We start from the raw sequence: 14390 nt of genomic DNA, 5'->3' as shown, positions 1-14390 counted from the left end.
TTTATTAACTATTTTTTGAATAGTCTACTATTAAAATTAGCTTATGGACTGTTAAATACATGATTAACCAATAGAGTAAATATGTAACTGCATACGCAATTGCAGCTCCTTTAATTCCGTACATATCAATTAATATTAAGTTTAAAGCTATATAAATTAATGTAAATGTTATTTCTAATAAAATAAAAGTTTTAGTCATGGCTTTGCTAAGCAATAGAAAAGATGCTATCCAACTTCCTACCTTCAATACATCCCCAAACATAAACCATGAAAATAATTCTCCCATAGGTAGAAATTCTTTTGTGAATAGCACAGATATCACATTGTCTCTAAAAATGAATACACATACTGAGCATATTGCTACCACGGGTAATACGATCTTATAGCCGTTAAAAATCTCCAATTTCAATTCTTTTGAATCCTCTAATTTAGAAAATTTTGGTAAAAAATATACCGTCAATGCTGAGGTGAAAATTAGTAAATAACCAGCACTTAACCTATTCATTGCATCCCAGTAGCTAGCTGGATAGATGCCAAACCTATCGAGAAGGAAATTCCTTACGATCATTTGCGCCAAGGGCGCGCACAACGCAGTTGTAAAGGCCATTAGAATGTATTTGAAAAGATTTCTAGCCATCACATAATCTAATTTCTGGATGAAGTTTTCAACCCTGAACCAATTAGTTTTTTTTAGAATCGCTATAGTACTGAAAAATGCTAACGCCTGATAAATGGAAAGTGCAACTAAAGCGCCCCATAGTCCTTTTTGGCTTGAAAAAATTAGTATTGTGACAAAAGCAATAATGCTTCCAAATATATTTGCTAGAACATATAACTTAATGCTCTCTTTACCATTCAGTATTGCTAAAAACAGTGTATTCAATACTAAAAATATAAAACTAAATCCCAGCCAAATAAAAACATTGGAATATATTTCATCATGCAGAAGCCAAATTGAAGCTTCATTCCTAAAATAAATGATGATTAACATCATTAAAATTGAGCCCAAAATAGATAGGGCTAAGGCGGTAGACCATAAGCGTTGTTGCTGTCTTTTGTTACTGTTATATTCTGCTGTGTACTTAGTGACACCTGTATTTATTGCTCCACCGCCAAACGTGGTGATAATCTGAATAAAATTTTGGAATTGCCCAATCAGAGCATACCCCGAGGGCCCAACATAGATGGCTAGTATTTTGTTTATACCAAACATTGCAGCCATTTTAAATCCAACTGCGATTGAATTTAGTATTCCAACTTTTACTAGCTCGACCTGGAAAATACTCTTAATTTTTAAAATCATTACAAGCTTCAATTACATAGGCCACCTGCTCATCACTCATAGTCGGACCAATAGGGATGCTGAGCACTTCAGCATGTATCTTGTCTGTGAGATTCAGCTCTAAATTTGAATATTTTGTGTATGCAAGCTGCTTATGTGGCGGAATTGGGTAGTGAATTAATGTTTCAACTCCCCTGCCCAGTAAATACTTTTGTAATTCATCGCGATATTTAGTGCGAACTACAAACAAATGCCATACATGCTGGCCATTTATGGGAGTTAAAGGTAACAAAATATTTTTGTTTTTAATCCCCGCCAAATATGATGTTGCTATTTCTTGCCGCCTTTGCGTATCTGAATCTAGATATTTCAGCTTTACCGATAGCATTGATGCTTGGATTTCATCCAGCCTACTATTAACCCCTAGGATAATATTCCTATATCTCTCTTCGGAGCCATAATTTCGCAATGCCTTGAGCGTACTAAATAGTTCGAGGTCATCGGTGGTAATTGCCCCGCCATCACCAAGTGCGCCAAGATTTTTCCCAGGGTAAAAGCTGAAACCAGATGCATCACCCCAACTCCCTGCTCTTTGATGATTTAGGATTGCACCATGGGCTTGTGCCGAGTCCTCCAGCACTAGAAGATGATGTTTTTTTGCTATATCTAGAAGTAATGGCATCTCCACTAATCGTCCATATAAATGGACGGGAAGAATAGCCTTAGTTCGAGGCGAAATTAGCCCTTCAATTTTTTCAATATCTAGATTTAATGTTAACTCGCTAGGTTCAATAAATATTGGAGTCAAATTATTTTCAGTAATTGCCAAGATACTAGCAATATATGTATTGGCTGGGACGATCACTTCATCGCCATCCTCCAATTTTCCCATCACTTTCCACGCCCTTAAGGTGAGGGTTAACGCGTCCAAACCATTAGCAACACCTACACAATATTTGGATCCACAGTAAGTCGAGAATTCATTTTCAAAGGTTGTAACATGGTTGCCATTGATATACCAACCCGAATCAACCACTTTATTTATCGCCTCCATTAACTCGGATTTAAGCCTTAGATTAATGGCCTTTAAGTCAAGAAATGGAATCTTGTTTATATTCAAAATTATTTCCCTGAGCGAACAAAATCCCTGAAATCTTCGTAATCATGAAAATAATCAAGTGGATCATAAATAGTGGAAGCAAGAACCAAACAAACTCCACCTGATGAAAAATTTTCTACCTCCCTCCACATGCCCTTGGGAATATATAGTCCAAAATATGACCTATTGAGTTGAAATTTTCTTCTTTTAAACCCATCATCAACGATCACATCAAAACTACCCGACATGGCAACTATTAATTGCTGTAGCTCTTTATGTCCATGACCTGCACGCGAGGAACCTCCTGGAACATCATATAAATAATAGACTCTTTTAATATCAAATGGGATTTGTACCCCGCCTTCAATTACAGACAAATTGCCACGCAGGTCTGTAATTTTTGGTAACTCAATAATTCTACAGTCATCTATTGACATATCTCTACCTAAAAAGAATTTTTAATTCAATTGCTATCTACGGATTTTCTTTTGCCTTGCATTGTGCAACTGAGCATCTACCAGAATGACCTTTGATGGAATCTTAAATGCATTGAGCTTTGCGATGCATGCTGCCCTGATTCTCTTCTTTACACTCTCTACAGACTCAGTGGATTGCAAAAGAACTTTTGCAACAACAATCTGCCCGAGAAGTGCATGTTTTTCACCGAAAATTGCAACATCTTCAATATTTTCCAATTCAAGAATAACGCTTTCGATTTCTGCAGGGTAAACTTTTTGACCGCCAATGTTGATTAAATCCGTCTCGCGCCCCAATATCCTGAAATAGTCTCCATCTACCTCAACTTGATCGTGGGTATTAAACCAACCATCTTCGTCAAAATCAGAAGGCGCATTCAAATAACCGATCATCGCATACGAAGATTTAATCCAGAGAATCCCATTAATTACTCTTGTCTGAAAGCCATCTCCGCCCACCCTCACCCAAGTGGAGCCATCACCTCTAGACTGCGAATGTAGAACACCAACCTCTGAGAGTCCATAAGTTTGGAGCAGCTTAACTTGTGGGAAAGTCTGATGCATTCGATCAAGCGTTGATTGTGGCATAACCTCAGTCCCATAAGTAATTCGCTTTAAAGACGAAAGATCAAAATTCTCATACATCTTTGATGCGATAAGAAGATTCAGGAAGGATGGTGTAGCAGGCAATAATTCAACTTTAAAAGTTGATATTGCTTCGCAAATTTTAGCGACGGAGCGATCAGAAACCGTAACCACTGTACCGAGTCCTGAGGTAATGGCCAAAATGGTATTAATCCCACCAAAATGATCAATCATTAAAAATGGGATGGCGATAACAGGCGGACGCTTAGTTCTAAATTTTTCCGCTATCCGGACAAAATCATGCAAGATCCCCTTGGGCTTTCCAGTAGATCCGGATGAAAAAAGAACCAAACCTGGAGATTTTTTTTGAATAAATTCCTCAAGTAGCTGGTTACCACTCTTTACCCCCCTTTTATCCGAAATAAAAGCTTCACCATTAAGATCAAATTTGACATACCAATCGCACCCGGAGATCTCTAAAACGGTTGATTCCTCTATAACTGAATTTGTAGTTAACGGTATAACAATTCCACCACAAAGAGCCAAGGCTAAAATAGCGCAAAAAACTTCTGGCGAGTAATCCCCAACCAAAACCACTGTGTGGCCTTGCTGTACTCCAAGCTCAAAAAATATTTTCTCAAAATTATCAACTTTTTCGACCACTTGACCATAGCTTACATGCCTGCCTTCGTGGATGAATGCGGTTTTATCTTGGGCCTCTTTAAAGCGATCTATTAGCCATTGCATAAAATCAAGCTACTCCATCCAATAATTCTCCGAGCACAACTTTAATTAGCCTATAAGAGCTAATATTTCCGGCATCCTCATCTGGAATGGTGATTTTAAATTCATCTTCGAGGGCAAGGATGAGATTCATGTGCCCCAAGGAATCCCAAGTTTTTATATTATCCATACTAGATGCTTCGTTGATCGATGAAGGGTCAACTTTCAACACTACTGCCATTACTTGCTTTAATTTATTTTCATTCAACATATTTAGTGGTAATCCATGAAGTTGGTGGAGGGGAAAAATCCGTTAGAGAAATACTATATTCCCTACCAGTATCAAATTGATCTACAACCGAAAGGCCCAGACGATCATAAAAGTCATTTACAAGTGAATTTTTATCAGAGTTTAGATACTTAGCATAAAGCTGTGTATATCCCCTATTAATAGCATTAGCAATAATTTGATGCCAAATTACCATTTCAACTCCACGGCCAATTACACGGCAACTCATATAAAAATTATCCACTACAGCTTTATCGCCCTCATATTTAACAATTACCACCCCAGTTAATCCAGCATTACCGAACTTATCTGAAACAACTAATGAGTAAACTGCAAAATTATCGTGGTCCATCATAGATAAAATTTCAGCCTCACTGTAGCGAGTTGTCGTTAGATTAAATTGATTTGACTTCATTGAAAGCTCGCTAATTCGTGAAATGCTAGAGCGCAAATTGAGACTCAATTCAACCTTTAAACCCAAGGAAGCTAAATACTCATCTTGATTTTCAAACTGAGCCTTGAGCGCTTCCGCTTCAGATCGCTGCCGATACTGTTGCGTTTTCGACTTACTTTCTTCAGTAACCCCACCAGCTAAGAATAATTTCTTGATTTCAGAAAACAAACCCGGATAGTCCGGGAGATTTTTTGGAACCTGAAAAGTTTTTACCATCGGCAGTTGTTGACGAACAGCCTCGCACTCAAAAGATGAATCATCCAGAAAGACCATACTATCCAGCCCAATATTCAATTCTTGGGCCAAGGATCTAATATTGGAAGCTTTATCTTCCCAGTTTACTTTTTTTACGGCTATATGATCTTCTCGGATCACCATGCTAGGATGCTTTTCTAAGACCTCATTCACATCTGCAAGATTATTTTTAGAGCATAAGCAAAGTAAAACACCACTTTTTTCTAAGGCTAGGATCTCATTTTGAATTTTCCAAAAGATATTTCCGGGGTAATCATGCTTATCCAGCCCAATTCCTGACAATAGATCTTCGCCAATAACACCTCCCCACAAGGTATTATCACAATCTAAAATTAGCGCTTTATAAAAATGAGATCCAAATCCACGGGTTGCTAGGGATATTCTTTTCGCCAACTCATCAAAAAATGCCGATGTATAAGGCGCTTTACTTCGAAAGTAAAAACGACTATCAAATGCTCGCTGATACCCAATAAAGCCCAGAATGTCTTCAGCATCAATAATTCTGACATTGGGAAATTGTCTCGATTCCTCCCTGAGGGCCAAATTAAATCGATTTAAAATGACTCTAGAAACATCGTTGCCAGAAAAATCAATAAGAGGGCTCATTGAATGAAGTGTGCCTAAAAATATCTCCTTCATCGACTCACCCTTTTGCAAGGCAAGCCTATATCGACTCCTCAATTCTGCCTCCTTGGATGCAATCAGGTCCTCTGAAATACATACAAGCTGAGCCTCAAAAGAAGGCATTAAATTATCAAAAAATGGTAGAAGAATCGCATGATCAACCTTATTTTTTAAGAATAAATCGATATCTCCGAGCGGATCATCATAGTTACCATATAAAACATTTATCTTGGTATTTGACAGAAGCCCGTATTTACGCAAATACAATCCAAATTGACTCACCGTAACCGATGATGAAATCCCCCAATTTAACTCCCTTGAGATGTCATTTTTTTCAAGCGCATCAACCGCCCTCATAAGCTCGCTTAAGGAGCTTGCGTTTTCCAAAAGTTTAATCGCATTATTGTCTTGAGTACTCATGAGGTCACAATCCCACCATTAACTAAAATTGTTTGCCCAGTAACTTGAGATGCATCACTTGAAACAAGATAGGCAACGGCCGCTGCTACATCCTCGGGTTTTGTTAATCTTCGGGTCGGAGTCTGACGCGCAATCATTAATTGCACTTTCTCAGAAATACTTCCAATTAATCCGGTCTCACTCATTCCAGGGGATACGCAGTTTACAGTAATTCCATTTGAGCCTAAGTGAGCCGCTAGATAACTAGAAAATTTGGCTAAACTTGCTTTTGCAATAGCGTAAGAGGTCCAGCCGGAAGTTGGCTCACCCTCAACAACCTGAGAGGTAATATTGACTATTCTTCCCCACCCCCTCTCGATCATTTTAGGAATACAGGATTGGCAGAGCAGAAAACTACCTTTAAGTTGAGTATTTAATTGATTTTGAACATCTTCCCAGTCCATCAACTCGAAAGACTTTGGATTAATTGCGGAGGATGCATTATTTACCAGCACACTTACACCACCGAATTCTTTAACTGCTGATTTGTACAGCAATTCCACGCCTTCTTTTGTGGAAATATCTGCACATACGGCAATAGCTTTGCCATTATTTGAGTAAATTTCCTTAACTACCGTATTGGCGCGATCCACCCTACCACGATACGCAATCACCACAGCAAATCCGTCGTTAGCTAGACGTAGCGAAATAGCCTTACCAATCCCGCCCGATCCACCAGTAACCACCGCCACGCGAAGGGCAGATTTTTCCTCAGCAATTTCCTTAGGCAGTGAGGGGGAAAGAACCTTAACCTTCCCGGTGCCCGTCAAAACTGTTTGCTGATGTTGATTAACAATTTTGGTCTCTAATTCCAACAGCCTCTCGCGCTCAAACTTCTTGAGGACTGTACATGATATTGATAATTCATCACCAAGCCTTACTGGAAGCAAAAAATCAAAATTTTGAGACACCCAAAGCGCGCCAGTGCCCGGCAGTCTGGTACCAATTACGGTTGAAATATAGGAGGCACCAAGCATTCCATGAACTACGATATCTTTAAACGCTGTAGATTCAGCATATGCTGCATCTACATGTAATGGGTTGTCATCCCCAGTCATTTCCACAAACCTTCGGACATCGGATTCGGTAATTGTTTTGCTTATTGATTCGCTGTCGCCAACCTGAATTTCCGAAAAGTCTTTAAACATTTTCCACTCCAATTTTTGGGGTGTGCCAGCGCCATACGGAAGCCCCAAAATTAAATCCAGCACCTACAGCCGCCATTACAACAATTTGCCCATCCTTTATTAAGGATTTAGAAACGCATTCGCTTAAAGCAATGCCAACTGAAGCGGAACCTGTATTTCCAATTTCCTGAACATTGGTATAGGTTTTACTCATATCAAAACCTAATTTACGAACAACGTATTCAATCATATTAAGATTTGCTTGATGAAAAATTAAAAAATCAACATCAGTCAAAGTAATTTGACTTTTCTCACACGCTTTTCGAATGACTTTGGGCAAATGGGTAATAGCCTGCTTCCAGGTCGCAATTCCATTCATCTCCATAAAATCTGCAGCTGAGTCAAATGGCGTTTCCTGCGAACGAAAACTAGAGCCCCCTCCGCGCATTCTGACAGCCTCATAATTTGAGCTATCAGTAAAAAAATAGGATGCTAAGATTCCCTCTGCCTGAGGAGCCTTTGTTAAAACAACTGCGCTAGCCCCATCACTCATATAAATAGATGTATTCACATCGGAGCGATCAATATAACGAGAATTCATCTCCACGCCGATAACCAAGGCATTGCGTACCTCAGAGTCGACCTTCATCCTGTCGGATGCAACAGTAAGCCCAGTCACAAAACCACAACAATTAGCCTGCACATCAAATATTTGCGCATTTTTTGCAGCTAAATTTGACTGAACCTTAGCGGAAACCGGTGGGAATATGTAATCCCCTGAAAAAGTGCAAACAATAATCAAATCAATTTGATCCGGCGTCACGCCAGCATCTTTTAACGCCTTTTCTGCCGCCAAAGTTGCAAAGCCAGTAGCCGTATCTTCAGGCCCGGCTAAATAACGTCTTTTAATACCCGTTTTTTCTAAAATCCATGAGGGATCAACTGTCAATTTTTCACAGAGCTCATCATTATCTTCAAATCGATCCGGTAAATGGTGCCCAACCCCAGCAACACATACCCCTGTACCCAATTGATTATTTAATATCGTCATGTAATTAAACCCAAAAATCTTAGAAGATCCGCATTTTCGCGCTTTAACCTATCCCCCTCAATCGCCTTGCCGTGCCCTGGAAAAATCCATAGGTTTGATGTTAATGCGTCCCAAACACTTAAAATACTCTTTTTAAGTAATTCAGGCTTCTCTCCAGGTAGATCTGATAAGCCCACCCCTTGAGCATAAAGAGTATCACCAGTAAACAATGCATTCCCTAAAGAAAGCAAGCAAGAACCAGGAGTATGCCCAGGCGTTGGAATAAATGTGACATCAAAACCACCTATACATATCCGCTCTTCATCGCTAGTCTGCGTAATTGAAGCAAACTTAATGCGCTCACTAAATCCAAAGGCCATTAAAAGAAAATTAGACATCTTATATGTCTTCACATCCGCCTTGTGCATAAAAACCGAAGCGCCATACTTAATCTGAAAATATTCCGCACTACCTGCATGATCAAAATGACCATGAGTACAGCAAACTAATGATGGAATTACGCCCAACTCTTTAATAACTGCATCAATAGCAATTGGATCAAGACCGCCATCTACCAATAGCGCTCCACCAGCCTCTCGATTTAAACAAATATAAGAATTGGATGGAAAGGAGCCACTGGTAATACGCCAAACCTCACCACCACCCCAATCTCCCACCAATTCAGCCATCTAATTTACGCCGCCCAAAAAGACTGTTTGCGCAGTAATCGAAGAGCTGCGCTCCGCAGCATAAAAATCAATAACATTTAATATATCGTCTGAGACTGAAAATCTTGCGATAGGTAGACTGGAAATAATTTCTTCAATTTTATCTCTTGGTAATTGCGAGAGCATATCGCTCTCGATCGCATTAATACCAAGTGTGTTGCAAGTTACATTCATCGACGCAAACTCTTTGGCCATCACATTCGCTAATGTGCTTAAACCAGCTTTACAGGCTGCGTACATAGAATCTCCAATGGGCTCCAAACTAGCGGCCATCGAACCAATATTAATAATCCGACCCCATTTACGCTTTCTCATAAGCTTAGCCGCCTCCCTAGAAACCATGAAGGGGCCCATTAAATTTACATTGACCATAGCTTGGGCAGCCGCAGGCGGCATGATCATTGAGTACTGAGAAGTTAAAACTGCTGCATTGTTAACAACAATTTGTATAGAGTCTGTGACTTTTTTTAAAGCTGCAAATCCACGCACAACAGAATCTGGATCACCAACATCTACCATAAAATGATGGTACTGAGGATGCTTAATTGTTGCCTCCTGGCGCGCAAACCCTAAAACCGTAGCGCCATTTAATAAAAAATGCTCAGCAATTGCTTTTCCTACGCCGCGCCTACTGCCGGTAACCAATACAACTTTATCCTGATATATTTTTGCATTCATCATGCACCCTCTGCGGCCAAAACCATAATGTAGGCGAGCAAAGATTTAACGTTGGAGAAGGGCGAAATTTCCTGACTCATCGCACGATCATCGGTAAGGCTAATGGAGTGGCCTAGCAAATCAGAAATATCTCCCTCAACGTCAACAATGACTGATACCAAAGACAAAGAATCTAATTCTGCTTCCGCGCCAAATAAACAAGTGTTTTCATTTACTCCAAATTTATCGCCATCCTCCAACTCATCATTCAAATTATTGAGCGCCTTAAAGATCACTTCTAAAACTGCTGTTTCTTGAATCATTTTCTATCCGTAGTAATATTTTTATGCGTTAATCAATCTGTTCATTTTGGGTAAAGCTTCCTCGAAGTATTCACCATCAAGGAGGCCTAGAGCTATGGCATCCTGCCATTCATTATTAATGAAATAATGTTGACGAAGAACACCCTCTTCTTTCATGCCTAGATATTTTTGCCACTTAATCATTAACTTATTTTTAGAAGCGACTGTTCCGTATAAGCGCTTTAATTTGAGCCTATCAAAAGCGACCTGATATAAAAGCTTCATGGCCTCAACAGCGACAGGAATTCCCTTAACTAAATCTTCCTCGCCAATTAAAAAACGTGCCGTCTGAGCATGAAGATTTTTAGTATCAACATCAATTAACGAAAGCATGCCAACAGGTGCGCCAGTCTTAAGCTCAATAATGTAATTAAACTCAGTTGAAGGTCTAGATTTAATCCAATCTGCTTGCTCTTTCTCAGTGGATGAGCCAGAATTTAAAAATCTAGCCCTATCCTTCAGGCGCCATTTTAACGTAATCGAAGCATCAGATTCTTTGATTAAACGTAGATTAATCCATCTACCTTCTTCGTTACTTAGTTTTTTTTCGCCAATATCGCCCATGATCATTCCTATTTAGATTTCAGGGCGCCTTACCACTACTCCAATATTTGCCATTAAATTTGGGGGCAACACATTAGAAATATTAGTTAAGGCTTTAATCAACTCAGGAGACCATTCAGTCATCATGCTATTAGGAACGGTCTTTAAAAAATATCCAAACTCGTCTTTAATCTCAAAACCTGCATTCCGAAAATAAGCTGTCAATTGGTTAAGGGTCAAGACCCTTTGATGCCCAACGATTAAATCTCGCCCAGAAAGCGTGTCTAGCTTTTCCTGGATCCCCATCATCACAGATAATTGCCGATGCAAAGACTCTGCGTTAGGGACAACGGCTATGCAAATGCGCCTGGCTTAAGCCAACTAAAGATACACTTACAGACCTCATCTAGATTATCAACATGTTCGAGAACATGCAAAGCCAACACTGTTTCATATAAATTAACAGGGGAGAAATTTTCGAAATATGAGCAATGAACGGCAGCAAGCTTTGTGTCAAAACGCTTAACGGCATCCTCACATAATTTGGAGGAGCCCTCTATAATTTCAACTTTATAGCCAGCCTTAACCAAGGGCTCGGTAATTGTGCCCTCACCAAAACCCATCTCCAAAACCGGTTCGTCGATTTTATGTTCTTTTACCCTACTCAGTAGCCGAGGTAGGTTCTCAGCATGAATAATGTTTTCTATGAAATTTTCACCGGTCTTATCCTCAAGATAAATGTTCGCAGCAAACTGTTCAATCTTTTTACTTATTTTATTTTCCATTTGGAAATTTCACTTTAAAAAAGTTAATTCTTAATCTACTCAAGCCCGATAATATCCGCTCTAGTTAGTTCAAATGCACCTTAATTATCAAATAGCATTGCTACTTTTGACTCTAGACCAAAGGCGTTGACCTAAGAGCAATAAAAGCACCAAGAAAAATCCGCCAGCTAATCCGCCCAAGGAGCTTTTGATCATGCCACTCTTACTACTACTCGTGGGGGCGGTATTTGCCTCCAATCCCTTAGTAAACCGAGCTTGAATCATTAAAATTTGCGAGCGGATTTGATCTAAGATTTCTTTTTGTTTGGGATCATCTTTACCAATCTTGTCACGTAGCTTTGCCTCAATTGCAAGAAGCTCCTTATCCAAAACTAAGCCGTCAAAGGTGGTTTCTATTTTAGGAAGCGCTTCATCAAGAAATAATTTGGTTAAAGCGAGCTGACCCAAGCGATCATCCATCCTACTTAATGTCTCCTTGGACTGGTTGATATCATTATTAGCCGCAATAATTTGTGTGGTAATTGAAAGGTACTTGGCGCCAGATTCTTTAGGATCAATCACTTGCTGACTGGTCGAAGAGCTACTAGGGTATCGCTTATATAACTCTTCTAAAGATTTCGCTCGTTTCTGTTGATAACCCATCTCAATTTGAGTGCCCGTGATTTTTCTTTGAATTTCTCCTGCAGCACTAATGACCTCGCCCTCATAAGAATTTAGCATACCGCGTAACTGTAGGTAAGCTCCTCCAGATCGCAAGAACTGGGCGGCCACTCTGACAGCATCTATTGCACCCCCTTTGCTGGAGCCTTTAGCGCTAACAGCAACACTCAAGATCGTCGTGCTAGCACCATCAAATTCTTTGCTTATACCCGCTAGGTCCTTGGTGTCGGCCTTCGAAAGAGCATAAGTCGGTATTGCATTTTTCTGCCACCATTGATCACTAGAAAAATCTCGGTATAGGTCAGTCTGACCCTCGGGTACCTTGCCCTCCTCCAATATTTGAGCAGCTAAATTAGGCAGGCTTTTTTGAATTGCCTTCCAGGATAATAGATCGAGTCCGTATGTGTTGGTGCTGGTGTTGGTGTTGGTACTGGTGTTATTGAGGAGGATGTATTCGGCAGAATAGCTGCCCAATAGTAACCAGCCACCCAGGCCCAATAACGCCCCAATCATGGCTGCAATAGCCAGCTTTTTCCAAGATTCGATCAGGAAGTTGACAATATCTCGAAGAGAAATTTCCTCGGCACCTTGATTTAAGCCGTCAGGCATCATCTGATTACTCAATTTATACTGAAATGAAAGTTGTTTGAATTTAGTAGTAACAACTAGAAGCTATAAGTATTACCCTCAATTAAAGCTTATCTAGAATTTATTACTAATTATAACTGCGTTGAATTGCTTATTTCTGCTAATTGCCTCTAATATACGGTTTTGGACGAAGATTTAGGGCTGCAAGTAATGCCATGGTAAAAAGCAGTATCTCCACTGCATGATGATTGCTTAGCTCCCCAAACGTATATAGGCAAATAATTGCCATTACCAGACTAATTAGCACCCCTCTAGTGGACGTCAAACATCTTATTGACCCGTACAAAATAGATGCTAAAGCCCCCCAAATGCATATCAGAGCAGGAAAACCAAATGACAAGGCAATATCTATCCATCCACTGTGAGTTGATCTCGGCAATGAATTTGGTGGAAGATTTGGATACGCCTTGGTTAGCGTGCGTTCAAGTGGATACTGGAGGATGCCATTACCCCAAGGATTGGAGGGAATCAATATCAGCCCAGCCGTTGCCCAAGAAACCCTTTCAAACACATTTGGGGTGATAACTCTTCCAGACGGAAGGGTTGGATAACCTAAGGTGGAGGGGCTTTTCCATTGAGGATATTTATCAATCTGAACGCTTTCCCGAACATCCTCCATAAGGTATTGCCAACTTGGATTTTGCTTAAGTTGAAGCCTTCCAAATCCTGCAATCAGAACCAAAAGCAGCAGAATCGCAGCAATCAAAATTAATTTACTCTTCCAAGTTTCTTCGTGGGATTTAGACCCCAAAAATCGTTTTACCCCCCATAATCCCCAAGCAATAGCGAGAATAATTGCCAAACCAATACCATTTTTAGCGTCAAATATATAGACGTAGGCATATAAAGGGAGTGCAATAGCAAATATAGTCAGTGCTACATTTATGGCACCCCCCCTTTGGCTGCCAGACCCACTAGATAGAAGATCGATCAGTCGGCCACCTGCACCCGCAATTAAAAGGGTACCAATTAGCACCCCATTAATTTTTCCATAAAAAACATAATTTAAATAATCGGGGTGAAATAATTGGTGACTAGCCCATACCCTTGGGAGGTATTGAAAATAAAGGATTACAAAACCTCCAATAAGTCCATAACCTAGCAAGTTAATTCTAGAAGGCTTTTGAGCAATCACTAAGCCGCATGCCCATCCCAAAAGCGACGCCTCCAAACCCCTAAACCAAATAGACTTAAGCTCTTTTAGCTGTAATTGCTCATCTTGAGAAAATAAAAAATAATGTATCAGAACCCAGATAAAGAGGCAGCCGATAAAAAATAGTGGGGTGATATTGCGCCACTCAATTGAAAGTGGTGCGATTCTGTGCGTCAGGTAAATATAGGCAATTGATAGTAGGCACCCTAGACTCAAAAGGATATTTCGCAATGCAATAGTGTGCTGCATTGCCCAAATTGCTAGTAACACAGCACATAAAATGGCAATAGATAATCCTAAGCAATTTATTAGCGCCAGCCTGGGATTTTTGAACATATTCTTTGCTTTTGTTTATTGAGCTTATTTTAATACGCAATAGTCTAAATTTTCGATCTTAAACTCCTTGATACTGGAAGCTAGCCACACCCCCTTTTTTTTAAGCTCAATTGGA

General features: G+C 39.9%; 16 protein-coding genes. All 16 read right to left on the bottom strand.

Going from position 1 to position 14390, the window contains the following annotated elements:
• Window positions 1-4: 4 nt before the first annotated feature.
• Entirely contained in the window at window positions 5-1303 is a 1299-nt protein-coding gene (locus tag ICN20_RS05855) for an O-antigen translocase (RefSeq protein ID WP_216238741.1), read from the bottom strand.
• Window positions 1287-2402 carry a DegT/DnrJ/EryC1/StrS aminotransferase family protein gene (locus ICN20_RS05850; protein ID WP_255534663.1) on the bottom strand — a complete coding sequence of 372 codons (1116 nt, stop codon included), beginning with the start codon at window positions 2400-2402 and terminating at the stop codon, window positions 1287-1289. The genes ICN20_RS05855 and ICN20_RS05850 overlap by 17 nt, the downstream gene beginning before the upstream one ends.
• Before the next feature lie 2 nt (window positions 2403-2404).
• Window positions 2405-2818 carry an FdtA/QdtA family cupin domain-containing protein gene (locus ICN20_RS05845; protein ID WP_216238740.1) on the bottom strand — a complete coding sequence of 138 codons (414 nt, stop codon included), beginning with the start codon at window positions 2816-2818 and terminating at the stop codon, window positions 2405-2407.
• 33 nt (window positions 2819-2851) lie between these two features.
• On the bottom strand, window positions 2852-4189 hold the full coding sequence (locus ICN20_RS05840) for a class I adenylate-forming enzyme family protein (RefSeq protein WP_216238739.1): 1338 nt from the start codon (window positions 4187-4189) through the stop codon (window positions 2852-2854).
• A 4-nt stretch (window positions 4190-4193) separates the two neighbouring features.
• Window positions 4194-4436, bottom strand: a complete 243-nt coding sequence (locus ICN20_RS05835) for an acyl carrier protein (RefSeq protein WP_216238738.1) — start codon at window positions 4434-4436, stop codon at window positions 4194-4196.
• Window positions 4426-6207 (bottom strand): HAD family hydrolase, encoded by a 1782-nt coding sequence (locus ICN20_RS05830; protein WP_216238737.1) that lies wholly within the window; start codon window positions 6205-6207, stop codon window positions 4426-4428. Before ICN20_RS05830 ends, ICN20_RS05835 begins: the two co-directional genes overlap by 11 nt.
• Window positions 6204-7394: an SDR family oxidoreductase gene (locus tag ICN20_RS05825; RefSeq protein WP_216238736.1), complete on the bottom strand. Its 1191-nt coding sequence runs from the start codon at window positions 7392-7394 to the stop codon at window positions 6204-6206. Before ICN20_RS05825 ends, ICN20_RS05830 begins: the two co-directional genes overlap by 4 nt.
• Window positions 7387-8424, bottom strand: a complete 1038-nt coding sequence (locus ICN20_RS05820) for a 3-oxoacyl-ACP synthase III family protein (protein ID WP_216238735.1) — start codon at window positions 8422-8424, stop codon at window positions 7387-7389. The genes ICN20_RS05825 and ICN20_RS05820 overlap by 8 nt, the downstream gene beginning before the upstream one ends.
• Complete coding sequence (locus tag ICN20_RS05815) at window positions 8421-9092, bottom strand: MBL fold metallo-hydrolase (protein WP_216238733.1); 672 nt, start codon at window positions 9090-9092, stop codon at window positions 8421-8423. The genes ICN20_RS05820 and ICN20_RS05815 overlap by 4 nt, the downstream gene beginning before the upstream one ends.
• Complete coding sequence (locus ICN20_RS05810; protein ID WP_255534662.1) at window positions 9093-9812, bottom strand: SDR family NAD(P)-dependent oxidoreductase; 720 nt, start codon at window positions 9810-9812, stop codon at window positions 9093-9095. It lies immediately after the preceding gene.
• Window positions 9809-10111: a hypothetical protein gene (locus tag ICN20_RS05805; RefSeq protein ID WP_216238731.1), complete on the bottom strand. Its 303-nt coding sequence runs from the start codon at window positions 10109-10111 to the stop codon at window positions 9809-9811. Before ICN20_RS05805 ends, ICN20_RS05810 begins: the two co-directional genes overlap by 4 nt.
• A gap of 21 nt (window positions 10112-10132) precedes the next feature.
• The gene (locus ICN20_RS05800) at window positions 10133-10714 is read right to left on the bottom strand and encodes a GNAT family N-acetyltransferase (protein WP_216238729.1); all 582 of its coding nucleotides are present in this window, start codon (window positions 10712-10714) and stop codon (window positions 10133-10135) included.
• A 12-nt stretch (window positions 10715-10726) separates the two neighbouring features.
• Window positions 10727-10933 (bottom strand): hypothetical protein, encoded by a 207-nt coding sequence (locus tag ICN20_RS05795; protein ID WP_216238727.1) that lies wholly within the window; start codon window positions 10931-10933, stop codon window positions 10727-10729.
• A gap of 113 nt (window positions 10934-11046) precedes the next feature.
• The gene (locus ICN20_RS05790) at window positions 11047-11478 is read right to left on the bottom strand and encodes a bifunctional 2-polyprenyl-6-hydroxyphenol methylase/3-demethylubiquinol 3-O-methyltransferase UbiG (RefSeq protein WP_216238724.1); all 432 of its coding nucleotides are present in this window, start codon (window positions 11476-11478) and stop codon (window positions 11047-11049) included.
• 87 nt (window positions 11479-11565) lie between these two features.
• On the bottom strand, window positions 11566-12750 hold the full coding sequence (locus ICN20_RS05785; RefSeq protein ID WP_216238722.1) for a hypothetical protein: 1185 nt from the start codon (window positions 12748-12750) through the stop codon (window positions 11566-11568).
• A 136-nt stretch (window positions 12751-12886) separates the two neighbouring features.
• On the bottom strand, window positions 12887-14275 hold the full coding sequence (locus ICN20_RS05780; RefSeq protein ID WP_216238720.1) for an O-antigen ligase family protein: 1389 nt from the start codon (window positions 14273-14275) through the stop codon (window positions 12887-12889).
• Between the last annotated feature and the right edge of the window lie 115 nt (window positions 14276-14390).

Origin of the sequence: Polynucleobacter sp. JS-Polo-80-F4 (assembly GCF_018881965.1) — a bacterium.
Classification (GTDB): domain Bacteria; phylum Pseudomonadota; class Gammaproteobacteria; order Burkholderiales; family Burkholderiaceae; genus Polynucleobacter.
Note: the sequence above shows the minus strand (reverse complement) of the source record. Positions and strands in the feature narration are given on the sequence as shown.